We start from the raw sequence: 23,155 nt of genomic DNA on the forward strand, positions 1-23,155 counted from the left end.
GCGGGTAAGGCGTCTTATGCAGTAATGCACAAGACGCCTGTATATAAAACGCTGTAACAGTGCGGACTACTGCTGTTTTGTGATGTAGTCGTATGCATCCTGAACTTTCAAGATTTTCTGTGCATCGTCGTCGTCGATTTCAACGCCGAACTCTTCTTCCATAGCCATGATGAGTTCGGTGAGGTCGAGGGAGTCAGCGCCGAGGTCTTCTACGAAAGAAGCATCGTTTTTAACTTCTTCTTCAGACACGCCGAGCTGGTCAATGATGATCTGTTTTACTTTTGCTTCTGCAGACATGGATTCCTCCAATGGATTGTTTCTTTTTTTGTTATTTTGCCTTCCCGAAAGAAAGCAGTAAAGTTTTTAGGGGTGCTAGCCCCTAGCAGTACATACCGCCGTTAACGGCAATAACTTGCCCGGTGATGTAGCCGGCACCATCTGATGCGAGGAAAGCTACTGTATTTGCAATGTCCTCTACGTCGCCCATGCGTTTAAGAGGGATTGCCTTTTCGTATTCACTGCGCACGTTTTCTGGAAGAGCGTTAGTCATATCGGTGTTGATAAAACCAGGGGCAACAGCATTTACGGTGATATTACGTGCACCGAGTTCTTTTGCCATAGATTTTGTCATACCGATGATTCCCGCCTTAGCAGAACAGTAGTTAGCCTGACCTGCGTTGCCCATCTGACCTACTACGGAAGTAAGGTTGATGATACGGCCGCAACGCTGTTTGCTCATGATTTTTGCTGCCTCTCTACAAGCAACAAAAGCCCCGCGCAGGTTTACGTTAATGACACGATCAAAGTCTTCATTCTTCATGCGGAGGAGAAGACCATCTTTAGTGATGCCTGCGTTGTTTACTAGAACATCAAGCTTCACTTTGTCTTTAATTTCTTCTTTAAAGAATGCAGCAATCTCTTCAGGGTTGCCAACATCTAATTTGAACGCTTTTGCTTTACCACCAGCAGCTTCAATGGAAGCTGCAACGTTTTGAGCCTCTTCCGGCTTAGAAACGTATGTGAGGTAAACCTGAAATCCGGCTTTACCAAGCTGCTCAGCGATTGACTTGCCAATCCCGCGCGAGCCGCCGGTAACCAGTGCTGTTGAAAGTAATTCCATATTTATTCGCTTCTGGTTAGGTGTTAAAAGCAATGCCTTATACCCTAAAGAGAGTATAACTTCAATTCCCAAAACTGCCTGTGTAACATACAAGAATAGTTAGTTTTTAGAAAGAGAGGGCACTAAATAAGATATCTAGGTTCTCAGCAGTGCTGCGCCCCAGGTAAATCCACCGCCGAATGTAGTCAGCAGAATGTTCTTACCAGGTTCAAGTGTGCCGGCTGCTTTGGCTTCTCCCAGTGCGATTGGAATGGAGGCTGCGGATGTGTTACCCATTTTGTTTACGTTAACATACACCCGTTCACTATCAATAGTGAGTTTCTTGCCGACTGCTTCGATGATTCGCATATTGGCCTGATGCGGAATGAGAATATCAATGTCGTCTGGAGAAAGGCCGTTGCGTTCCATAAGAGTGTTGCACACGCCTACCATGCTGCGTACCGCATGTTTAAAAACTTCGCGTCCTTGCATCATAACAAAGTGCTCTTCGGGAACGGGCTGACCAACTTTGTACGGGTGGGATGAGCCCCCCCCGCGGATTGTCAGCAGGTCGCATAAAGAGCCATCAGAGGAAAGTTCGATATCTACAATAGTTGTAGAGTCTTCAGTAGGAGTGGCGGAGATGACTACCGCGCCAGCGCCGTCGCCGAAAAGAACGCAGGTATTGCGATCTTCCCAGTTAGTACGGGACGACATTGTCTCGCCACCACAGAGAAGAATGTTGGAATCTTCTTCTGTATGGGCGAGAGAGCTAGCCAGTTTTAATCCGTACACGAAGCCGGAACAGGCTGCGCTCAGGTCAAGTGCCATAAGGCCTTTTAAGCCAAGCTTGTCTTCCATGATACATGCTGTGTTAGGACAGTAAGCATCTGGAGTACAGGTCGCCACAAGAATATGGGATAACTCTTCCCGGTTCATTTTCGCATCGGCGAGTGCAGCTTCAGCTGCCTGAGTAGTAAGGTCGGAAGTTGACTGACCTTCTGCCACAATGTGGCGCTGCTCGATCCCCGTGCGAGTTCTGATCCATTCGTCGCTTGTGTCGACCATCTTTTCGAGGTCGAAGTTGGTTAGAACCTTTTCAGGAACATATGCTCCAAAACCCCGGATGTAACATTTCTTTTTCATTACAGTTTCCGGAAAGCTACAAAGCGGCACAGTAGCACTGCACCGCCTCAGCTTTAGTTCTTAATAGCTCTGCCAAAGCTCGTCAGCTCTTCATTAGCGCTGATAGCTTCGACTAGGCGCTCATTTGTTTTTTTGCGTACGAAAGTAGATGCCATTTTTACGGCGTTGAAGATAGCTTTATCATTCGATGCGCCGTGACATACAATCGCGATCCCCTTGAGACCCAGAACTGGTGCGCCACCATATTCGGCGTAGTCTACTATTTTTGCAAACTTTTTAAACGCTTTTTTAGCCAGTAATGTGCCTATCTTGGCAATTGTACTTGACATTAGCTGTCGTTTTAATAGCCGGCCCATAGAAGTACTAAGCCCTTCGCTGAGTTTCAAGGCTACGTTGCCTACAAAACCGTCGCAGACCACAACATCGACTTGACCAGTGAATAGGTCACGTCCCTCAACGTTTCCAAGGAAGTTGATATCGTTGGCCAGCTTGAACAAGTCGTAGGCTTCTTTTACCTGTGTGTTTCCTTTGCCTTCCTCTTCACCGATGGAAAGAAGACCGATTCGTGGAGAATCATACTCCAGAAGATCTTTGGCAAAGGCATTGGCCATAAGGCCAAACTGGAACAGATGCTGAGGCTTACAATCTACGTTGGCTCCTACATCAAGAAGAACGATAGGGTGCTTCTCTGTAGGCATTACGCTCGCAAGGGCAGGGCGTTCAACGCCGGCAATGCGTCCAATAATAAACATTCCGCATGCGACAGTAGCGCCGGAGTTTCCAGCGCTGACTATGCCATCAGCCTTACCTTCTTTGACAAGGCGGCATGCGATTTGAATTGACGCATTTTTTTTACGGCGAAGAATATCGGAAGGCTTTTCGTCCATCCCTGCCACCTCGTCGGTGTGCACTACTTCATAGGCTACCCCTTTAAGGGGTAGCCTATCGAGTTCGGCATTGATTAGCTTTTCGTTACCGACAAGAATAACCTTTATACCGAAGGTGCGAGCAGCCTTAATAGCACCTGGGACATTAACGGACGGACCAATATCTCCGCCCATTGCATCCACGGCTATAACAGGAATGCTATGCATCGTCCTTACTGATCTGGCGACCGTTGTAAGTGCCACAAGCTGCGCAAACGCGGTGTGGGAGTGCTGCTTCGCCGCACTCGCAGTATACTACGGAAGGTACAGCCACACGGTGGTGGGAGCGACGCATGCCCTTGCGGGACTTGGATTTTCTTTTCTGTGCTACAGCCATGACAGACCTCTCTTTAATCTGCTTTCGAACGAATTCCGAAAGACGTAATCGTTATTTATTCACTTTAAGGTTTCTAAGAACCGCAAAGCGTGGATCGAGTGTTGAATCTTCACACTCGCATTTTCCAGTATTTAAATCTTTGCCGCACTCAGCACAAAGACCCTTACAGTCTTCCTTGCATAAAGGCTTAACTGGAAGGGCAATGACAAATTCTTCCCAAAGAACGCCTGCAACCTCAATTTCGATTCCAGTACTTTCATTGGCGATGCGAACATTAGGTTCGGTATCGTCCGAACTTAGCTCTTCGTCAAGTATGAATACTTCATCAAAATTTTGATTGATGCTAATGGTTGCGTCTTGAGTGCAACGGTTGCAAGGCAGATTAACAGCACCTGTCATGCTGCCGTGCAGAATACATCCCTGTTCTTGAGGGATGAGAAATAAACGGGCTGCAAGCTCTTCCTTTATAGTGTAGGGAAGAGCGAATTCATCAATGGGACCTTGCCATATGGATTGGTCGTTGATGATTATTTCCTTGCCTTCTGGAGGCAGATCCTTGATTGCTAGCCAAAGTTGTTTCATATTGATGTCCTCTTGCGGAAGGGGATTTCTACATGCGAGAGTGTTTGTTTGTCAAGAAAAGGGTTGCCTTTTTTGTACCGAGGGTATAATACACCCATCTCTTTGCTTGCGCATTTGTAGTAGGTCTTTTAGATGAGTTCTGCTTGCGTGACAATCAAAGTAATAAATTTTTTTCTTTAATATACGGAGAATCGCCATGGCTAAAGAATGTGCTATTTGCGGTAAAGGCCCACAGGTCGGTAACAATGTTTCTCACTCACACATCAAAACTAAACGTCGCTTTCTGCCTAACCTCCAGCGTGTACGTCATCAGTTCCCTAATGGTCAGGTAAGAGCTATCAACGTTTGTACCCGTTGTCTGCGCTCTGGCGCTGTTGTGAAGCCTGTAGCAACTAAGAGTGCTTAAGCTTTTTCGGCGATCCAGAATGGACAAGAAAAGAAAAAATCTCACCAGAAATGGTGAGATTTTTTTTTCTCAAAATTTATTTCATAATAAAAACTCTCACTTCCACATCACTTCCACATCGATACGCTGTTTTTCGCATTAGTTTCTTTACTAATTAGCGTAGATAGTGAACTCTACTTTTCGAAGATTCTATCTGTTTAATATATTTTTGTAGTGCGTTGCTGTGTGCAACATAATAGCATTTTTCCAGTTGGAAAGTTATTTGTTTCCATGGGTTACCGCAAATGGTGGTGATTTGCCGGGAAAATCCTGTATACTGGGGATATTGCACTATCGAGGTGGGGGACGTGACCATAAAGGGCTTGTCATTTCATTTAGAGTGACTAGTTTCTTAGAGGTACGGATAGATTGCTTAGAATTTGAAGGGCACAACAATATGTTTGGAAGATTATTTTTACTGTTTACTCTCATCCCGATTCTTGAACTATATATGCTAGTTTCAGTAGGCTCCGTCATTGGCGGCTTACCTACGATCGGGATCGTAATTATTACTGGTATCGCCGGTGCATGGCTTGCCCGAATGGAAGGGTTTAATACCATGCAGAAAGTGCGGCAGTCTTTAAATGAAGGCGCTATGCCAGCAGATGAAATGGTAGAAGGCTTGTTAATTCTTATTGCAGGATTGCTGTTGCTTACCCCGGGCTTTGTTACCGATTTCGCAGGGCTGGCATTGTTGCTTCCGTTAACGCGAAAGCCTTTTGCCCGTTGGTTACGTAAACAATTTAGTGAAGCGGCAGTGCGTGGGGGATCACAGAACCACGCAGGATTTACGTACTACACATGGCACTCTTCCGGAGGCCAGCAAAAAGATGAACAAACCGTGTACAGCAAAATTAAAAATGATGCACAGCATCAGGCTCCGCGGCAGGCAATCGTGATTGATTGTGAACCTGTCGATGATGAGCAAAAGTAGTTTTTAGTCAACGAAAAGCGCTCTTCACATTTTATGTGAAGAGCGCTTTTTTTTGTTTAGAATGAGCACAGATTAATTTTTAGGTACAACATGTTCCGGTGTGATCGGGATTGCCATTGCTGCCTCTTGTTTCACCTTGGAATCAGCAGACGTAGCTGTTGTGCTGTTGTCATTCAGTGGCTCATCAAGCGGTGCAGGCTCTTCTTCATTGTCAGTCTGCGGAGTTTCTAGCGAAGGCTTGGATGGGGCTGGAGTCACCTTTGGCTCTTCCTCAACAGGCTGCTGTGTTTCAGGTGAGACTGATTCCGGTTGCGGTTCAACAGGCTGCGGAGCAATGTATCGGCTCGCTTTCTTTTCCTGAACCGCGAGGACAAACCCTTGACCAAGATGTGGAACAACAGGGGGTAGGGTTCCAACCAGTTCTAGAGACTCAGGCTTAGTGAGCCAATTATTCCAGTCTGTAGCATGCATAATGAGCACGACATTTTTCTTGGAGTTCAGGATGGTTGTCAGTGAATGTAGATCAAACACATGCGTGATCGGAGAGGTTACAAAGTATGCAAACGGTGCAGGATCAGCATTGTAAACAACAGGTTCAAAATCTTTTTCCGCGTATTCTTCCATAGTCATGGAAATGTCTTTAGTGGAGATTAAACCGCTAATTGCAGGGGCTGACATAATAAACAGTGGCTGTATAAGCAGCGTTGCTGTCAGTGTCAGACCGATTACGCCGGCTCTGCTATTGAGTGGGGAACGGATCCAGAAAATACCGGCAGCAGCCAGCATAATTGCAGAAATGTACATCCAGCCTTGGATTTCAAACGGGATAAGCGTCGAAAAGTTAACAAGGCCGATAAGTCCTGCACCTGCACCAAGGAATACAAGGGCAAGGAATCTGTAAAAGACTTTACTGCGTAACGGTGAGAAGTTTTTAATAGCGCGTGCTGCAAGAATGGCAATCTGTGGCAGAAGTACAAGAAGCCAGACAGGCGTCATGTAGTCCAGAATACAATAGAGAGCACATGTCAGCAGAGCAGAAAGCCATAGGTAGGCTACGCCAACGTTTTCAGGATTTCGGGTCGCCAGAATGTTTTTATAGAATGTAATGCTGAATACTTTTGTCCATGGAAGCACTAGAATAACAATGAGCCACGGCAGCAGCATAAATGGCAACATGGCAAGCATATGCCACCAGTACGGTAAGTGCGTCAGGACTCCTTTGAACGGTGCTGCCAGAATGTTCGGGACAAGATTGAGCAGGTACTCCGGCTGAACTGCAAAATAAACATAGGCAAACCAGCTGAAAACAATTGTGAGGTAGATGCCGAAGCCGCCTGCAACATCCCATTCTCCAAATCTGGTAGGACGCTTGCGCCAGCAACTAATGAACATGATGCTGAACAGCGGAAGGAACAATCCGGGGAAGCCTCCGGTAAGTGTGGCTGCTGCTGCACAGATGAATCCGGCAATGAGCCAGAAGAAAGAGCGCTGGCGTTTCCAGCCCATAACAAATGCTGCATGGGAAAAAGTTACCAAGGCTGCGAAGAGCGTTTCCAAGCCATTAAGCTGCATAGTGACTGCTGGCAGAAAGGCTGCCATTGTCAGCAATCCTGCTGTCAGGCTTGTTTTTTTCCCGATGCCAACAGCACGGGCAAAAAGGTATGTTGAGAGTACAAACAGAATGCTGCTGAGCACAGTGCAGGCTTTTACCGCAAAGGTAATAGTAATGTCCGGAATTAACGCAACGGCACTTGAGAACCAGAAGTAGAGCGGCATTGCTGCGCTGTATGGTTTCCCATCCAGCATAGGGGTAAGCCAGTTTGCGGCTGTAAGGGTGTCTTTTACAACGGCAGCAGCCTGTGTCTCCTGCAATGGCCACAGGTCTCTGAAGAAGATTGCTATGCCGCCTTGCAGTGCTGCAAAAATAAAAAGCGTGAGCCAGGGCAGAAGGGCAAGACTGTTAAGAAACTTGCTTTCCGGTGCAACGTCAGGAAGCGGTTCTTTTGGCTTTTTTTCTTTCTTTGCTTTCGATTGAGGAGGAACCTCAGCTGAAGCGGTATCGTGCGAGAGCGTGGCGGTTGCAGAACTCGTAGATTCTGTTTCAGGCCGGATGGCTTCTACGCGTGTACCACCAAAACGACTGCTTACTTTGGATGCTGCTGCGGGAACAAATACTTCGTCATCGGTGTCGGATGTATCATTCTTTGTCGTCCCGTCTTCGGCCGTATCTCTTGCGTCGTCTGGTTCAATATCATCTACCTTTGAAGCGTGAGCTTCTTCAGCATCGTTGGATTTGTTTTCATATTCAAAACTTGTTGGTGGCTCAATATGTTCTGGCGAAGAAGATTGGGTGTCAGCTACTTTTTTAGAGGAGTCATCTTCTGGTGCAGGTGGTTCTTCTGAAAGAATATTCTGTGAAACAACCTCGTCTACAGTTTCTTCCTGTTCAAAAGGGGCTTCTGTCGTGTCCTTTTGCGTAGTTGCTGTAGGTCCCTCTTCAGTACCTTTTGGTTTTTCTTGTGACTTTGTAGAGTCAGAAAAGTCGCTCATGATATATCCTGTATGGTTGAGTAGCTTCAAAAAAACTAGGTTGTGCATTCAAAGTTAGCATAAAATAAACTTGATTGGATGAGAAACTCAAGAAAATACTAGGGTTAAAATGCATACGGGAAAAAGTCGAACACGTATTTAATTTACATATACAGATAACATGTTGTGCTCACAGGAAAAAGTTTTGTGTTCATCTTTTCCTTGTAAAATAAAAATTGGTTGCGTAGAACGTGTCTTCTTAAATCAATAAAAATTGATTTTACCAATTCTATTTTTATTGATTTAACTAAAGTAGCAAAAATTGATACAAGGTGTGCCGTGTAGAGTGCTTGCGTACAACAGTGCAGAATCACAACAATTGGCTTGTAGTTATATCGGGGCTTGAGTATTGGTTTCGCAACATATATTACCACGTCCTGTTTTCGTACGACTTTATTGTATTGTGTACGGTTACAGGGGATTACCTTAGGAGAAGAGAATGTTGTCTCGGTTAAAAAAACGTTGGAGCGAACCTTTCGGGTATCGTGATGTTCTAAATATTGGTCTTCCACTTGTTGTCAGTCTCGGTTCAACAACAGCAATGGAATTTACTGACAGGGTTTTTTTAAGTAATTATTCACTGATTTCTATTGCTGCTGCGTTACCGGCAGCTATGGTGAATTTGGTGTTTTTGTTATTCGCACTTGGTATTTCTGCCTATAGCTCTGTGTTTATTGCGCAATACTATGGCGCATGTAAGTATGATAAAATTGGCTCCATTGTCTGGCAGGCAATTTATTTTTGCTGCTTTGCATGGGTGTTTCTTGCAGCTCTGGCTTTGCTTGCTGAGCCATTTTTTACTTTTATTGGGCATGGGCCGGAAGTACAAAAAGAAGAAATTATTTACTTTTCCATACTTACAATCGGCTCAGGGTTTGCTTTGATCGCAAATGCAATAGGCTGTTTTTTCACTGGATTGGGACAAACGCGTCCGAATATGGTGGTAAATATAATCGCAGTGGTCATAAACATACCGCTTGATTATATGTTGATTAACGGGGTGTGGATTTTTCCGGAAATGGGCATTGCGGGTGCCGCATTGGCAACAGTTTCTTCATGGGCAATGCAGCTTGTGATGTATGCTCTGTTGGTTTTTAAGCCTAAAAACGAGACTGTTTATAATGTGATAAGCTCATGGCGTTTCGATAAGGCTCTTTTTGGACAAATGATGCGCTATGGTGTCCCAAGCGGCGTAAACAATTTTTTTGATGTGTTTGCTTTTACAGTCTTTGTTATGGTTATTGGCCGATTGGGTGAGACAGAGCTTGCGGCATCAAATATTGTGTTGTCTATCAATTCACTGGCGTTTTTACCTGTTATAGGTCTCCATATTGCAGCCTCTATTCTGGTAGGACAGGCCATGGGACGCCATGATGTTGAACAGGCGACAGTGGCTACGCATAGTGTTCTGCATATGGCCTTACTCTGGATGGGGACTTTTGGTGCAATCTTTTTGTTGTTCCCATATCAGCTGACATCGTTTTTTAAACCGGCTGATATTTCTGCCGAGCAGTTTTTCCTTATTCAATCAATGTGTCAGGTCTTGTTGGCGTATGTAGCTTTTTTCTGCATTCAGGATGCGATTGCGTTAATATTCTTCGGAGCCTTGAAAGGTGCAGGAGACACAATGTACGTAATGTGGACAATCGCATTGTGTGCCACGTTTGGGCTCGGCGTACCTATTTTTATTAGCCGTTTTGTCTTTGATGCAGGATTGCATACCCTCTGGGTAATGTTGATAGTCTATGTTTGTATTCTTGCTCTTGCTGCTTACACTCGATTCCGTTCTGGTAAGTGGAAAGAAATCCAGTTGATAGAAAGCGAAGCAACCTCCTGTTGATATTAGCTGAACGGTTGGGTGTCCCCAACCGTTCAGCTTACTAAAAACTATGTAAGTTTGGCAGTTACAGATTCTTTTTTTCCCTTCAAGCCGTTTGTCCTGCCTTTTCGGGAATCTACTTTGAGTGTGAGGTAGATTCTGTCGCAGTCCTGCTCAAGCTCCTTGTAACATGCGGAGACTGTCTGCATCACGTCCTCCCATTCTCCCTCGACCGTAGTACCCATTGGCCCGAAATCGTAGGCAAGGCCGCTTTGTTTTATGACGGTAACGACTCGCGCAACATAGGGGCTCATGCTGACGCCTTTGTCCATCGGAAAGATTGAAAGTTCTGCTATCACAGACATGGCATATCCTTTTGAGTAAAGTTAACGTACGCTTGTAATGATACGCTTGCTCGTCATATCCTTCAACATTCATCAGAATGGAAATGCAAGCAAACTCTAGACAAGTGGTGTAACTCATCATACATGACCACTTTATTTATAAGTGTGTTCAGCATCTTTTTTGCAATGCACAATAACCTTATTACTAGGTAACTACATGCTTTTACATATTGCGTATCTTTTGGCTGGCGGCCTCCTTTTATGGAAAGGGGCAGACTGGGTTGTGGATGCAGCCTCTGCCATCGCCCGTCGTTTCGGGATATCAGAACTCGTTATCGGATTGACCATTGTGGCAATGGGCACCAGTTTACCGGAGTTTTTGGTAACACTGACCGCAGCGTTGAAAGGAATTCCATCCATTTCATTCGCGAATATTGTCGGTTCTAACATTTTCAATCTCGGCATCATTCTTGGTGCCGTTGCGATGATTAAAAGTGTGTCCGGCAGTAAGTCGTTACTCCTTCGTGATATTCCGATTTTATTCGGTGTGGAATTGTTTGTACGAGTTATGGTGTCCGGTGGGCTGTTGGGTAGGTGGTCCGGTCTCATTTTAACAGGCGTATTTGTTGGCTACCTTGTTTGGATGTATCATCGCTGCAAACAGCCTACAGATCCTGAAGGCAGGGGGTTATGTGATGCGACAAGTGATAGCGAAGTAGCAACTTGGAAAGATTACATGCTGCTACCTGTTGGTCTTATTGCTGTAAGTTTTGGTAGTCAGTTTGTGGTTGATGGAGCTTCTGGCGTCGCACGCATTTTTGGTTTGAGCGAATGGCTTATTGGTATGACTATTGTTGCAGCAGGCACTTCGCTTCCGGAATTGGTGACTTGTCTCTCTGCCTCTGTGAAGGGAAAGAGCGATATGATTTTGGGTAACCTTGTCGGCAGTGACTTTTTTAATTTTGCCGGTGTACTCGGAATTACCTCTATTATTCAACCTATCGCGGTAAAACAGAGTGAATTGCTTAATATGAGCTTTGCGGTAGGTGTCGTCGGGTTGCTATGGCTGCTTATTCGAACTCAGGGAAAGGTTTCCCGCAATGAGGGAATGCTACTCTTCGCCGTGGGTATTGGCCGATGGGGGCTGGAGATATGGCGGGCTGCAATGTAATTCATAACTAAAAAGCGGGCGAATCTATATGATTCGCCCGCTTTTTTATGACTTTTTTTAAGGAAGGACTACAGCAGACCAAGCGGCTCGAGAACGTTTTCAATGAGATCGTCGGGTTCTTTCCAGCCGTGGAGGATAAAGTGGAGTGATGCCAGCATGTGTGGCTCAAGTTCAATGAAATCCGGTCCGATTTGTTCGCGCCCCTGTTCTGCATCAAGCCCGAGATTATGGGCGAGGTGCAGCAACTCGGTCATCAGATAGAAGACTTTTCCTTGTTCGCGCAGGGAATTCCGGACTTCGTCAATGCGGATTGCTGACTGAGGAATAACAATAATGCTGCCGGTATGTTCACAAAGTTTTTGTAGTTCAGCCTGAGACGAAATTGTTTCAGGAGCTTGCACGGACATTTTTAGTCTGGAAGCAAGGAGATCTGCTAATTGGCGGCGTTTACTTCCTGAGAATCCGATAAGAAAGATAATACCGTCTTGGGTTGAAAAGGTGTCGAGCTCAGTTTTTTTACCAAAAGTCATGGTTGCGTTCGCATCCGCAACTTCGGCTTTATCCTGAATAAAGTGGTCCGTACCGTTAATAACTGCCATTTTGCTTTCTCCGGTTCTGGGTGTCCATTTGTGTATGTATAATTCAGCAGCACATATTCACAGCAGAAACGGCTACAACCAGTTTACGGAAAGCTTTTTGCGCATTGGAATCCGTGGATAGGTGAATTTCGGGTAGCCGAGCATGTGACCACCACAGCAAATGTGGTTTTCTTGTAAGCCTAACAATTCTCTTAGCGGCATATAATCGTTGGCACAATAGGTAAAAAATCCTGCAAAACAGGCGCCTACACCTCTGGAGTGCGCAGCAAGTTCAAGGTAGGAGAGTGCAATAGCACTGTCTGTGTCATGCCATGTTTTGGCTTTATCCATATAAGAGACAGCAAGATGCGGAGCACCTCGCAAAATTAAGTCCTGCCCCTTTTTCCATCCGGCAATCAAGCCTGCCACGCTGTATTTTTTAGCGAGGTCAGGGTCGTTTTTTCGGATATACATCATCCAGTCAATAGTCATTTCTGCCAGTCTTCGCACCGTCTCAGGTGATTCAACCATGATCCATTGTACAGGCTGTTTGTGGCTTGCTGATGGTGCGTAGTTTGTAAGTGATGCAATATCCTGTAGCGTTTCGTGAGAAACCGGTTTGGATTTAAAAGCCCTGATAGAACGTCGGGAGCGGAGGAACTGGTCTGCCTGCTCTGTAGAAATCGTAAGTGATGCATCAATGGGAACGAAGTTCTTGTTTGGCATTGGTTCCAGTTTAACACAGTCCGCCGGACAGACTGCTACACAGTGCCCGCATTGAAGACATGCCGCTTCAGTGCCGATACGCATTTTGGGAATGCCTGTTTCTTTATCTTTGATAAGGAGCTTGTTCGGGCAAACCTCGGCACATATGAGGCATTTTTTACACTTGGTTTCATCTACAGAATAAAAAGACACGGATTTTCCTCGTTTGCTTTAAATATACAGCTTCGCATTTTTCGACGCACAAAAATAAAGTGTATTGGGGTGAATACACGTAATACCGGCGTCGGTTAACCGGTGACACGGTAGCGTTAAGAGAGTGCTACAGTGAGCACGGTTGGGAGCGAAAGAAAGAGTGTTGCACGCGAAGCAGATAGGTTGATTGAACACTTTTTTTATTCTGTAAAGAAAAAATATAGCAACACTCTTTTCCTTTATTTGTATTTTATTGATACTAGGTTTTTTTTTTGAATAATTTCAAGGAGATTTATGGAATTTAAAAAATCCTGACTTTCTCCACCTCTAAAGCACTTGCGTGTTCGAGCTTTTCCTAGCAGTGTATGCGACAGCTGATATTGTGGGCTGTTTATATAGATAGCGCCCGATTTTACTGTGGAGATTTTTGTGAAAATGAAAAAAAATATATTGTTGACTCTTTTGCTCGCAAGCATTTTGTCCGGTTGCAGCACTCCAAATCTGGTTCGCTCGAAAGCGCCTTCTGGATTGTCTATGGAAGCTGAAACAATGGGCAGGGCAAATCCCGGATACATTCAATGGCTTGAAAAGCAAGCGATGCTTACAACTTCAGGAAAATTATCAACGGTTGTTTCCGGTACAAATTTGTTTTGGCTAGGTCCGTATGAAAAGCCGCGTGTTGAGATGATGCTTAACATTGCTCCTGTATGGTTGACCTTTGATGCCACCCGAACTCTCCCTGCAGGATCCAGTTCTGTCCTTTCTGCACTCCAAAGCGAGAGATACCTGCGGACAATGCAGGACCTCGGCATACGGGGTATTCATATTAAATCCATGCGGGAAAGCGGGCTTATATGGGGAAGCCCTTCAAAACAACGTCAGCTCGGTGATGATACCGTGAGCTATCTATTTTCTAGAGGATTCGGTGACGAAAAAGGTTTTGATGCTTTTTTACAGAAAGCGAATAAGCAAGGGATGATAGTTGGTGATACCGTAGTCCCGTTTGCAACAGGACGCGGCGCTGACTACTTTTTGAGTGTCCGGGGGGTGGATACATACAAGGGATTATATTGTATGGTCGAGGTGCCGCGTGAGTTCTGGAAGAACCTTCCTGAAATAACTACACGTAGTCGTGCAGTTCTGGTGGACGATGTCTCGTTGCGCGCATTACGTAGTGCACGCATTCTGCCACCGCCTCTTGTGCGTGATTCTCTTGATCTCTCGTTAACTCCATTGAATTGGTATGCCACAGGAGTAGTACACGGGCTGGACGGAAACGGTCGTCGTTTTGTTTATCTTGGGTATGGCTCAGAAGCGCGTCCGATCTTAAACTGGAATGATCCTTCCAAGTCTGCACGTCGTCTTATTTCCGGTTCGCTTATTCAGGAGATCGGTATGCTTCATGCCGCAATGACAAGCGTGCATGTTTCCCCGTTGTATGGAGTAGAACCGACATATCCGAATGCCGATATATCCGGATTTGGTGTGGGTGATACTGCTGTGCAGGCAGCCAGAGAGATTGCGCAGGAAGTCCGGCGTTATGGTGGTTGGACATTCTTGCAGGACAACCTTCCGCTTCCGGATGTTAAAGCAGCAATGGAGCGTGGTGTTGATTTTACGGTGAACCATTCGTTTTCAACCGGGGCTCTATATGCCTATGCCACCGGCGACACGTCTATGCTCACTCAAAGCCTCTATACTGTGCTGCAGATGGGGATTAATCAAAAAAGGTTTATTAACTGTATTCAGCCGGAACAGTATATAGACTTTTCACTCCCTTTTATGTTCAATCCTAATCAAAAACAGAACTCTGAAATCAGAAGCAAATACTTAGATAATATTCGAGAAAAACTCACTGCGACTGGCGGGGATGTTTTCTTTTCCGGTCGTAAACTTTATCTGACACCGGCAGCATATGTGGCAAATATTCAAGGCATCCGTGATTACCGGAACCTTACAGAAAAACAACGGCAAGCAATAAGCGATGGTTTAACGTTACTTGGACATACTCAGGCAATGCAGCCGGGGATATTTATGCTCTCTGCTGATGAACTGCTGGGTGTATTTCCACTGCCGGCAGGGATACTTGATTATACAACTGAAGAAGATGCCTTACGCCAGAATGTTTCCGGTGCGTATGATCTGACATCTCGCGGAGGGAATAATATTCTCACTGAGATAGGGCTTCCAAAGGCGCCGACTGCTTTTGATAACATCGACACAGAAGTACATATGGCAGAATCCTTTGTCGGTAATATGCGTCGGATTATTAAATTGCGTAATGCGTTAGGAATGCAGAACGCAACATTAATGCAGATTCCGAAGGTAAAGAATAAGGGCGTGTTGATTCAAGTTTTCCAGTTACCTTCAAACAATAGTCTGAGTGCTACAGCAGCAGTGAATGTCATTAATTTTGGAGATTCGCCAGCATCGGAAGAGTTCTCTTTATTAAAAACTTTGGCCAGTGGAAACGTCGGGCTTGAAGATCTGCTGACTGGTGAAAACGTGAGCGCTGCACATAATGCTTTTTCTGTGTCAGTTCCACCGCGGACTGCACGAACTTATGTTGTTCGCAGTATAAAGTAAGAACGTTCAGTTATTGGAAAAGGGGCTTTTTGATAAGCATAATGGACTGTTGGCTGCTTATGTTTCATAGTTTCTTGATGTGACGCTAGCGCACTGCGACTTTTATTTATTCACAAAAAAAAATGTGATTCCCTAGGGAATCACATTTTTTTTGTTTGTTACAAACAGCAGTCTTCGAGTGTTTTTTTCTGTTCTTCAAACCATGCTGTAAAGGCTTCGCGTGCACGCTGTGCGTAGAGTGCTTTGCGATCCTTTTTGCGGGCTTTGCGATTCAATGCCGGTGTGAGGCCGAATTGAACATTTGCAGGCTGGAAGTTTTTCTGCTCTGTGCGTAGGTGAGTAAGCAGACCACCGAGGCAGCTTTCTGCCGGAGGTTCTGCAAGCGGCAGTTGTTTCGCTTTTGCGGCTAGCAAGGTGCCAACCCACAGACCGCATGCCGCAGACTCTACATATCCTTCCACACCAGTAATCTGACCTGCAAGATAGATTTTGGGATGAGTTTTAAGTGCAAGTTCGTTGGTCAGAGTTTTGGGCGCATTCACATACGTGTTGCGGTGGACACTGCCGTAGCGGATAAATTCTGCATTTTCCAGACCCGGAATCATGCGGAAGATTCGATCCTGTTCTTTGTACTTGAGTTTTGTCTGGCAACCTACAAGGTTGAACATGGACTTGTTCAAGTTTTCAGTACGTAATTGAACCAACGCAAAAGGACGTTCGCCTGTGCGCGGGTCTGTAAAACCTACCGGTTTGAAAGAACCGAAAGCAAGAGTCATTTCGCCGCGTTCTGCAAGCGCTTCAATCGGCATGCAGCCTTCAAAATGTATTTCTTTTTCGAAATCTTTTGTCGGGGCTTTTTCGCCTGCAATAAGTGCTTCGCGAAGCGCATGATACTCTTCTTCGTTTAATGCGCAGTTGAGATAGTCATCATCATCCGGATTGTAGCGGGAACCCCAGAAGGCAATATCCATATTAATGGAATCCGCTGCGATGATTGGAGCAATTGCATCATAGAAGTACAGATGTGTTGCATCAACGGCTTTTGCAAGGGATTCACTGAGTGCGTCACTGGCCAGTGGCCCTGCAGCAAGGACAACTGCATCGAAATCTGCAAGTTCTTCAGCTTCAAGGGATGTAATTTCTTTATGTACGAGGGTGATATTTTCATCCTCGTTGATTGCTTTGGTGATGTAGTCACTAAACAGTTCACGGTTTACAGCCAACGCTTTACCGGCAGGAACATGCGTAGCTTCTGCTGCTTCGAGCACAAGGCTGTCGAGTTCACGCATCTCCTGTTTCAGAACGCCTACAGCAGCGTCTGGCTGGTCGGAGCGGAAGGAGTTGGAACAAACAAGTTCTGCAAGTCCTTCATAGCTATGTGCAGGAGAGTATTTCTCCGGTTTCATTTCAAATATAGTAACAGCGACTCCGGCTCGGGAAAGCTTGCGGGCACATTCACAGCCGGCAAGACCACCGCCGATAATAGCAATATTGGATAGTTCTGACACAGAAGCCTCCTATGGGAATGTGCGTCAAATAGACCATTGGCTTCACTTTAGCAACTGTTTTAGAAAGGGCGAAAGTGCTGTGCATGCACCTTCGCCCCTATATATAATGTTATGATTACGTTCTTCCGCAGTGTGATATGTCGAATGTCAGGATGTTTCCTGTGGAACTGCCCAGCGAATTAATCCCAATGACCGAGGGTCAATGAGTAGCGGGTTTGTCGGGATAATACGGATTGTATAACCGAACCTGCCGGGTTTTGTCGGTGAGACTTTCCCTTCAAAATGTTGCCAGCCTTCAGGGTCAGTGTCGCCTATCGGAGTAAGCTTACGGATGTTACGGGAGGCAAATTCTCCGTTCTGTTGTACTTGTCCAAAGTAAGCTTCGGTAGAAATGCTGTCACAAGGAATGCCGTTAAGTTTAACATCAACACTTATACGGATGGATTCTCCTACAAAGGTTTCATCCATAATTTCTATGTTGGCGTTGCGCAAATCAATACCACCCCATTTCGTCATGATATCATTACGCCATTCTGCAAGTTCCCGTGCCGGCTGGAAATCATATCGGGCCAAGTTATTGTAGTTGTCGTATGCCGGTTTGTAGGCTTTACGGACGTAGTCCATGACCATGCGGTGTGAGTTGAACTCAGGTCCCAGTGTGGTGAGTGCTTTTTTCATGCGGTGAATCCACTGTCGGGGAAGACCACCGCGTCCACGATCGTAAAATTCAGGAATAATTTCAAATTCAAGTACATTGAAGAGCGTGCGGAGCTCAACATAGTCCTGATAGTCAGGATCGGAATACTCTTCGCCTTTGCCGATAGCCCATCCAATACTGTTGTCCGGTATAAATGCTTCGTCCCACCAGCCGTCAAGAGTACTGAAGGTGAGTACGCCGTTGAAAATTGCCTTCATTCCGCTGGTTCCACATGCTTCATAAGGTCTTCGTGGTGTGTTGAGCCATATGTCACAGCCTCCCAGCATATATTTGGCGATATCTATGTCATAGTCTTCCAAAAAGACCATGTGGAAGCGGTAGTCTAAGCTACGACAGGTGGATACGACTTCTTTTATGTATTTTTTGCCTTCGCTGTCCGCGGGATGCGCTTTACCTGCAAAAACGAACTGAATAGGTCGATCGACATCTTTAAACAAACGAAGCAGTCTGTCCTTTTCACGCATTATAAGGTTTGCGCGTTTGTAGGTTGCAAAGCGTCTGGCGAAGCCTATTGTAAGTGCTTGCGGGTTCAGGATTTCGTCTGCATTTTGAATGTCCTGTTTACGTGCACCGTACGCCTGTAGTTGCTTGCGAAGACGATGACGGGCAAAGTCTACAAGGCGTGCGCGAAGCCGCTCATGAGTACGCCATAATTCAGCATCGGAAATGTTGGCTGCGCGGCTCCATATTGTCTTACAATCCGGATCTTCCCGCCAGTTTGTTCCTAAATATCTATCATAAACTTCGCGCATATCATCAGCCGTCCATGTTGGGGCATGGATACCGTTTGTAAGCGCAGAAATCGGAATGTCATCATGCGGGTAGAGCGGCCAGAGTGATTTCCACATTTTTCGGGAAACGTGTTTATGTAGTTTGGATACTCCGTTGTTGAAACGGGACAGCTTGAGAGCAAGGACGGTCATGCAGAATTCTTCCTGATCATCGAACGGATTTTCGCGTCCGAAGGAAAGAAAAACTTTGAAGGCCAATCCCAAATCGCGCGCGTATTCTCTGAAATACTTCTCCATAAGTTCCGGGCTGAACCTGTCGTTTCCCGCAGGAACAGGTGTATGTGTTGTGAAGATAGAACTTGAAGCAACTATTTCTGATGCCGATTCAAAGGAAAGTCCTTTCTGCATATATGAGCGGATACGTTCAACGCCGGCAAAGGCAGAATGTCCTTCGTTCATATGGATTACTTTAGGATGATAGCCGCAGACTTCGAGCACTTTCATGCCGCCGATTCCGAGCAGGATTTCCTGCCAAAGACGCATCTCTTTATCACCACCATACAGGCTTGCGGTTATGGCGCGATGCTCGGGCCGGTTCTCAGCCATTTCGGTATCCATCAGTAACAGAGTAATGCGGCCAACTTGTGCTTTCCATATTTGTGCTCGAAGTTTTCGCCGGCCAAGGGGAATAGCAATCTGTATCTGTTTGCCGTTTTCATCTTCCATAGGAAGAATTGGAATCTGATTGAAGTCGAGGTCTGGATAGGATTCCTGTTGCCAACCGTCCGGTGTGAGGTACTGGTGATAGTAGCCGTGTTTGTAAAGCAGACCGACGCCTACCAATGGAATATTTAAATCTGACGCAGACTTAAGATGATCGCCCGCAAGAATTCCTAACCCGCCAGAGTAAATTGGCATACAGCTGGCTATACCGAATTCGAAACTGAAATATGCAACTACAGGATTCTCCGGTGATGCCTCCTCAATGATAGGTGATGGCCGTTCTTCAAAATATTCTTTGAGCGTATCGACTGTAATCTTGAGTTGCGATTGGAAAAATGGGTCGCTCGCAACTGTTTTTAAACGCTGCGGGTCTACCTGCTGAAGGAACAGTAGCGGGTTATGACTTGTTGTAGCCCATAATTGCTGGTCTATCTGTTTAAAGACATTGTCGGTATGCCCACACCATGTGAAACGGAAGTTATAGGCGAGTTTCCATAATTCTTCCAAACCTTCTGGCAGCTTTGGAATTACGTTGAATATTTTTAACGGCTGCATGCTGTTTCTCCTGCGTACAATTAGAGCATTCAAACCTTGTTATGCCATAGAGTTGCTTTTTTCGCAGCGTTTTTGATGATTAATCAAAGTGTATCAGTAACGGTTGTAGGGCTAATTAGCTGGACTTTTTTTATTTACTGCTAATATCATCTGTACTTATACCGTGAATGATGGAAACGTATCTTCGTTTCTTTACTCTCTGGCTTGTCTGGAATATTGGTTATGTTTGTTTGAACAAATACCCGAAAAGTTTTCTGGAGTTATCCGTGAGTGATCAGGAATCGTTACAGAATACAATGAGTTTGCAGTTGAACGTTCGTTTTTTACGTAATTCAGCTGCTGAATTATATGGTTCTGGTGTTGATATAAACGGCGCGTGTGGTCTGGCATATGCGACCCCGTGTTCTGCGGGCCTCGATTTGCGAGCCTGCTTTGAGGAAGAAGAAATTATGATTCCTGCCGGTGGTCGTTATGCTATCCCTGCCGGTATTGCCATTGACCCGCAGTGCAACACCGTGGCTGGATTTATTTATTCCCGCAGCGGTCTAGGTACAAAAAAAGGGTTAACCGTTAGTCAGGGTGTCGGAGTTGTTGATCCTGATTATCGTGGCGAAATTTTTATTTCTTTATTGAATACTTCCGGAGAAGATCGTGTGATTGCACGTGGTGAACGTGTCGCGCAGTTGGTTTTTCAGCCATTTTTCCGTGCTCAGATCTCCGTAGTGGATTCACTGGAGGACACTGAGCGTGGAGAAGGTGGTTTCGGACATACCGGAACTATGTAACACAACTTTATAACCCGCAGTGAGCGGTAAAAAGCGGATGATAGAATGAGTACTAGTTTTGATGCGTTGAAACATCGTGAAGAAAAGCTTTTATGCCGCACCTACGGGCGTTATCCACTTGCTATTAAGCGAGGCGAAGGCGCTCGTTTGTATGATTTCGATGGCAAAGAGTATATTGACCTGTTAGCCGGAATTGCCGTGACCAATGTAGGCCATTGTCGACCGGAACTGGCAGATGTGATGGCGGAGCAGGCTCGAAAGCTCGTACACGTGAGCAACCTGTTTTATCAGGAAGAGCAGCTTGAACTTGCAGAAAAAATTCTTGCAACATGTCATTTAGATAAAGCATTTTTCTGTAACTCCGGTGCGGAAGCGAACGAAGCCGCAATCAAAATTTGCCGACGATATACACAGCGGGTTAAAGGGCGTGATGCAGGTGAGATAATTACTTTTACCGGTGCGTTTCATGGTAGAACTCTCGCAACGGTAGCGGCAACTGGACAGGAAAAATTTGCTGATGGATTTGCTCCAATCCCTCAAGGCTTTAAGCAAGTTGCCTGGGGTGATCTGGAAGCGTTTGAAGAAGCCATCACTGACTCTACCGCTGGCGTTCTTGTTGAAGTTGTTCAGGGCGAGGGCGGAGTTCGGCCAATGACTGCCGAGTTTGCAAAAGGTGTTGAACGCATTTGCCGTGAGAAGGGTATTCTTTTTATGGTGGATGAGATTCAGACAGGGCTGTGCCGTACGGGTAAGTTCTGGGCGCATCAGCTGTTTGGACTCAAGCCGGATGTAATGAGTTGCGCAAAGGCGTTAGCCAATGGCCTTCCAATGGGCGCAATGCTGTGTACAGATGAAGTTGCAAAGGGGTTTGAACTGGGAAGCCATGCAACAACGTTTGGTGCCGGTGCCGTTCTCTCTGCTGTTGCGGCAAAAGTTATTGATATTATGGTGGACGAGAAACTTGCAGAGCGCGCTCATGAGCTTGGAGAATATGCCATGAACGCGTTTCGTGAGATAGGTAAGCGCCATCCGGGTACTATTGATGAAGTGCGCGGGTATGGTCTTATGATAGGTATTGTCCTTGCTGAAGATGGTAAGGCAATATGGGAAGCACTTATTGAAAAAGGCTTCATTTTAAACCTTACACAAGGAACTGTTTTGCGCCTTGTGCCACCACTGGTAATTTCTAAAGAAGATATTGATGTTTTTGCCGAAGTTTTAGAAGAGCTTCTCTCTCAAAAATAACAGCAATACCTTTTTTCCATTACTGCAAATCCCTGTCTTGATAGAGACAGGGATTTTTTTTTGATTCTTTATATTTTTTTTTGGAAGGAAAATTTGTAACAGTCCAATTTGTATGAATTGTTGTGTTGTTGCCGCAATTGTCGACAAATTTGTTGTTGATAACTTGCTAAAATAGCACGTCTGTTTTGAAAAACAAGGATAAAATAACAAATTTGTAAAACTAGCAAGCAGTGCTGTTTTGGGATGTATTTTGTCTTTAGCTGGTATTGTAAGAAAGGAGAAATCTTTTGAATAATCAGGAGAAGAAAGCTTTATACACTTTTTCATACAACATGTTATAATACAAAAGAAATAGTTATAATGATTGTGTAAGCAGATAGCTTAAAAAATAAAGTTTTTTACAAGAAACTTAGGTGAGTTGACAAAAAATAAAATACTCATGTAATAAGATTGGGAGGTTAGGAAGAGTTGCGTTCAAGGGGGAATTGGGTGTTATTTTTGTGAATTTTCCAGAATAGTACCCAATATTGTCCGCATCATAAAAAATCCTTCTTCTTTTAAACGTCTTCTCCTTCTTTTTATAAATAACAAAAATGGAAACAGAGCACTTTTGTGTTCGATATAGGATGTATTCATCATGGCGATGATTGAAATTAAAGATATCAACAAATGGTATGGCGACTTCCACGTACTTAAAAACGTGAGTGAAAAAGTTGAACAGGGTGAGGTGCTTGTTATTTGTGGCCCTTCAGGATCTGGTAAATCAACTTTTATTCGTTGTATCAACCGCCTTGAAGAAATCCAGAAAGGCGAGATTTTGCTTGAAGGACATTCTATCCATGCAGATGATGTTAACGTAAACGATTTGCGTACTGAAGTGGGTATGGTTTTTCAGCAGTTCAACCTGTATCCGCACCTGAGCGTTCTTGAAAACGTAACACTTGCACCGATTAAAGTTCGCAAGATGCCTAAAGGACAGGCTGAAGAACTTGCTATGAAATTGCTTGAGCGTGTCGGAATTCACGATCAGGCAAGCAAATTTCCTATTGAATTATCAGGTGGTCAGCAGCAGCGTGTAGCAATTGCCCGCGCACTTGCCATGAAACCTAAAGTCATGCTGTTTGACGAGCCTACTTCTGCTCTTGATCCTGAAATGATCAACGAAGTGCTTAACGCTATGAAAGACCTTGCGCGTGAAGGAATGACGATGCTCTGCGTAACTCATGAAATGGGCTTTGCCCGTGAAGTTGCTGATCGAGTAATCTTTATGGATGCCGGTGAGATTGTGGAAGAAGGGACGCCGGAACATTTCTTCAGAAATCCGCAGCATGAGCGAACAAAGGCTTTCCTGAAGGAAATCCTCTAGAATAATACGAGTTTGTGATTTTTACAAATTCTGGACCAGCTAAATAGGAG

General features: G+C 45.1%; 20 protein-coding genes. 8 read left to right on the forward strand and 12 right to left on the reverse strand.

Features of this window, described 5'->3' with window-relative positions:
• Positions 1 to 66 precede the first annotated feature (66 nt).
• The 6 genes from acpP to F461_RS0111295 form a co-directional block, all read right to left on the reverse strand.
• On the reverse strand, positions 67 to 297 hold the full coding sequence (acpP, locus tag F461_RS0111270; RefSeq protein WP_020001266.1) for an acyl carrier protein: 231 nt from the start codon (positions 295 to 297) through the stop codon (positions 67 to 69).
• 82 nt (positions 298 to 379) lie between these two features.
• Complete coding sequence (gene fabG, locus F461_RS0111275) at positions 380 to 1,120, reverse strand: 3-oxoacyl-[acyl-carrier-protein] reductase (RefSeq protein WP_020001267.1); 741 nt, start codon at positions 1,118 to 1,120, stop codon at positions 380 to 382.
• Between the two features lie 135 nt (positions 1,121 to 1,255).
• Positions 1,256 to 2,245: a beta-ketoacyl-ACP synthase III gene (locus tag F461_RS0111280; RefSeq protein WP_020001268.1), complete on the reverse strand. Its 990-nt coding sequence runs from the start codon at positions 2,243 to 2,245 to the stop codon at positions 1,256 to 1,258.
• 53 nt (positions 2,246 to 2,298) lie between these two features.
• The gene (gene plsX / locus F461_RS0111285) at positions 2,299 to 3,339 is read right to left on the reverse strand and encodes a phosphate acyltransferase PlsX (RefSeq protein ID WP_020001269.1); all 1,041 of its coding nucleotides are present in this window, start codon (positions 3,337 to 3,339) and stop codon (positions 2,299 to 2,301) included.
• Positions 3,332 to 3,508 (reverse strand): 50S ribosomal protein L32, encoded by a 177-nt coding sequence (gene rpmF, locus F461_RS0111290; protein WP_020001270.1) that lies wholly within the window; start codon positions 3,506 to 3,508, stop codon positions 3,332 to 3,334. The genes plsX and rpmF overlap by 8 nt, the downstream gene beginning before the upstream one ends.
• A gap of 51 nt (positions 3,509 to 3,559) precedes the next feature.
• Positions 3,560 to 4,090, reverse strand: coding sequence for a YceD family protein (locus tag F461_RS0111295; RefSeq protein WP_020001271.1), 531 nt, complete (start codon positions 4,088 to 4,090; stop codon positions 3,560 to 3,562).
• 196 nt (positions 4,091 to 4,286) lie between these two features.
• Here F461_RS0111295 and rpmB point away from each other — a divergent pair, with 196 nt between their 5' ends.
• Positions 4,287 to 4,496 carry a 50S ribosomal protein L28 gene (gene rpmB, locus F461_RS0111300; RefSeq protein WP_020001272.1) on the forward strand — a complete coding sequence of 70 codons (210 nt, stop codon included), beginning with the start codon at positions 4,287 to 4,289 and terminating at the stop codon, positions 4,494 to 4,496.
• Positions 4,497 to 4,932: 436 nt separating this feature from the next.
• Positions 4,933 to 5,469: an FxsA family protein gene (locus F461_RS0111305; protein ID WP_020001273.1), complete on the forward strand. Its 537-nt coding sequence runs from the start codon at positions 4,933 to 4,935 to the stop codon at positions 5,467 to 5,469.
• Positions 5,470 to 5,541: 72 nt separating this feature from the next.
• Here the strand turns inward: F461_RS0111305 and F461_RS0111310 are convergent, their stop codons facing one another.
• Positions 5,542 to 8,019, reverse strand: a complete 2,478-nt coding sequence (locus F461_RS0111310) for a glycosyltransferase family 39 protein (protein ID WP_020001274.1) — start codon at positions 8,017 to 8,019, stop codon at positions 5,542 to 5,544.
• 478 nt (positions 8,020 to 8,497) lie between these two features.
• Here F461_RS0111310 and F461_RS0111315 point away from each other — a divergent pair, with 478 nt between their 5' ends.
• Positions 8,498 to 9,898: an MATE family efflux transporter gene (locus F461_RS0111315; protein ID WP_020001275.1), complete on the forward strand. Its 1,401-nt coding sequence runs from the start codon at positions 8,498 to 8,500 to the stop codon at positions 9,896 to 9,898.
• 47 nt (positions 9,899 to 9,945) lie between these two features.
• On the opposite strand, the gene F461_RS0111320 is transcribed toward F461_RS0111315, so the two are convergent.
• Positions 9,946 to 10,242: an MTH1187 family thiamine-binding protein gene (locus F461_RS0111320; protein ID WP_020001276.1), complete on the reverse strand. Its 297-nt coding sequence runs from the start codon at positions 10,240 to 10,242 to the stop codon at positions 9,946 to 9,948.
• Positions 10,243 to 10,438: 196 nt separating this feature from the next.
• On the opposite strand from F461_RS0111320, the gene F461_RS0111325 reads away from it, so the two are divergent.
• On the forward strand, positions 10,439 to 11,392 hold the full coding sequence (locus tag F461_RS0111325) for a calcium/sodium antiporter (RefSeq protein WP_020001277.1): 954 nt from the start codon (positions 10,439 to 10,441) through the stop codon (positions 11,390 to 11,392).
• A 68-nt stretch (positions 11,393 to 11,460) separates the two neighbouring features.
• On the opposite strand, the gene F461_RS0111330 is transcribed toward F461_RS0111325, so the two are convergent.
• Both F461_RS0111330 and F461_RS0111335 read right to left on the reverse strand, forming a co-directional pair.
• Positions 11,461 to 11,991 carry a DUF2844 domain-containing protein gene (locus F461_RS0111330; RefSeq protein ID WP_020001278.1) on the reverse strand — a complete coding sequence of 177 codons (531 nt, stop codon included), beginning with the start codon at positions 11,989 to 11,991 and terminating at the stop codon, positions 11,461 to 11,463.
• Between the two features lie 72 nt (positions 11,992 to 12,063).
• On the reverse strand, positions 12,064 to 12,888 hold the full coding sequence (locus F461_RS0111335; RefSeq protein WP_020001279.1) for a nitroreductase family protein: 825 nt from the start codon (positions 12,886 to 12,888) through the stop codon (positions 12,064 to 12,066).
• Positions 12,889 to 13,317: 429 nt separating this feature from the next.
• Between F461_RS0111335 and F461_RS0111340 the strand changes: the two genes are divergently transcribed.
• Positions 13,318 to 15,474, forward strand: coding sequence for a hypothetical protein (locus tag F461_RS0111340; protein ID WP_020001280.1), 2,157 nt, complete (start codon positions 13,318 to 13,320; stop codon positions 15,472 to 15,474).
• Positions 15,475 to 15,632: 158 nt separating this feature from the next.
• Here the strand turns inward: F461_RS0111340 and trmFO are convergent, their stop codons facing one another.
• Together trmFO and glgP are read right to left on the reverse strand one after the other, a co-directional pair.
• Positions 15,633 to 16,982, reverse strand: coding sequence for a methylenetetrahydrofolate--tRNA-(uracil(54)-C(5))-methyltransferase (FADH(2)-oxidizing) TrmFO (gene trmFO / locus F461_RS0111345; RefSeq protein ID WP_020001281.1), 1,350 nt, complete (start codon positions 16,980 to 16,982; stop codon positions 15,633 to 15,635).
• A gap of 147 nt (positions 16,983 to 17,129) precedes the next feature.
• Positions 17,130 to 19,709, reverse strand: coding sequence for an alpha-glucan family phosphorylase (gene glgP / locus F461_RS0111350; protein ID WP_020001282.1), 2,580 nt, complete (start codon positions 19,707 to 19,709; stop codon positions 17,130 to 17,132).
• Positions 19,710 to 20,005: 296 nt separating this feature from the next.
• On the opposite strand from glgP, the gene dut reads away from it, so the two are divergent.
• From dut to F461_RS0111365, 3 genes are all read left to right on the forward strand, one after another.
• The gene (dut, locus tag F461_RS0111355) at positions 20,006 to 20,494 is read left to right on the forward strand and encodes a dUTP diphosphatase (protein ID WP_026364741.1); all 489 of its coding nucleotides are present in this window, start codon (positions 20,006 to 20,008) and stop codon (positions 20,492 to 20,494) included.
• A gap of 45 nt (positions 20,495 to 20,539) precedes the next feature.
• The gene (locus F461_RS0111360) at positions 20,540 to 21,739 is read left to right on the forward strand and encodes an aspartate aminotransferase family protein (RefSeq protein ID WP_020001284.1); all 1,200 of its coding nucleotides are present in this window, start codon (positions 20,540 to 20,542) and stop codon (positions 21,737 to 21,739) included.
• Between the two features lie 637 nt (positions 21,740 to 22,376).
• Entirely contained in the window at positions 22,377 to 23,105 is a 729-nt protein-coding gene (locus tag F461_RS0111365) for an amino acid ABC transporter ATP-binding protein (protein WP_020001285.1), read from the forward strand.
• Positions 23,106 to 23,155: the final 50 nt, after the last annotated feature.

This window comes from Halodesulfovibrio aestuarii DSM 17919 = ATCC 29578 (assembly GCF_000384815.1).
Classification (GTDB): Bacteria; Desulfobacterota; Desulfovibrionia; order Desulfovibrionales; family Desulfovibrionaceae; genus Halodesulfovibrio; species Halodesulfovibrio aestuarii.

Coding starts and splice junctions, on each gene's coding strand:
- fabG (WP_020001267.1), bottom strand. CDS start 1,120: ATGGAATTACTTTCAACAGCACTGGTTACCGGCGGCTCGCGCGGGATT.
- F461_RS0111330 (WP_020001278.1), bottom strand. CDS start 11,991: ATGGCAGTTATTAACGGTACGGACCACTTTATTCAGGATAAAGCCGAA.
- rpmB (WP_020001272.1), top strand. CDS start 4,287: ATGGCTAAAGAATGTGCTATTTGCGGTAAAGGCCCACAGGTCGGTAAC.
- F461_RS0111295 (WP_020001271.1), bottom strand. CDS start 4,090: ATGAAACAACTTTGGCTAGCAATCAAGGATCTGCCTCCAGAAGGCAAG.
- F461_RS0111365 (WP_020001285.1), top strand. CDS start 22,377: ATGGCGATGATTGAAATTAAAGATATCAACAAATGGTATGGCGACTTC.
- plsX (WP_020001269.1), bottom strand. CDS start 3,339: ATGCATAGCATTCCTGTTATAGCCGTGGATGCAATGGGCGGAGATATT.
- F461_RS0111310 (WP_020001274.1), bottom strand. CDS start 8,019: ATGAGCGACTTTTCTGACTCTACAAAGTCACAAGAAAAACCAAAAGGT.
- F461_RS0111360 (WP_020001284.1), top strand. CDS start 20,540: ATGAGTACTAGTTTTGATGCGTTGAAACATCGTGAAGAAAAGCTTTTA.
- F461_RS0111305 (WP_020001273.1), top strand. CDS start 4,933: ATGTTTGGAAGATTATTTTTACTGTTTACTCTCATCCCGATTCTTGAA.
- rpmF (WP_020001270.1), bottom strand. CDS start 3,508: ATGGCTGTAGCACAGAAAAGAAAATCCAAGTCCCGCAAGGGCATGCGT.
- glgP (WP_020001282.1), bottom strand. CDS start 19,709: ATGCAGCCGTTAAAAATATTCAACGTAATTCCAAAGCTGCCAGAAGGT.
- F461_RS0111325 (WP_020001277.1), top strand. CDS start 10,439: ATGCTTTTACATATTGCGTATCTTTTGGCTGGCGGCCTCCTTTTATGG.
- F461_RS0111280 (WP_020001268.1), bottom strand. CDS start 2,245: ATGAAAAAGAAATGTTACATCCGGGGTTTTGGAGCATATGTTCCTGAA.
- F461_RS0111320 (WP_020001276.1), bottom strand. CDS start 10,242: ATGTCTGTGATAGCAGAACTTTCAATCTTTCCGATGGACAAAGGCGTC.
- dut (WP_026364741.1), top strand. CDS start 20,006: ATGAGTTTGCAGTTGAACGTTCGTTTTTTACGTAATTCAGCTGCTGAA.
- F461_RS0111315 (WP_020001275.1), top strand. CDS start 8,498: ATGTTGTCTCGGTTAAAAAAACGTTGGAGCGAACCTTTCGGGTATCGT.
- acpP (WP_020001266.1), bottom strand. CDS start 297: ATGTCTGCAGAAGCAAAAGTAAAACAGATCATCATTGACCAGCTCGGC.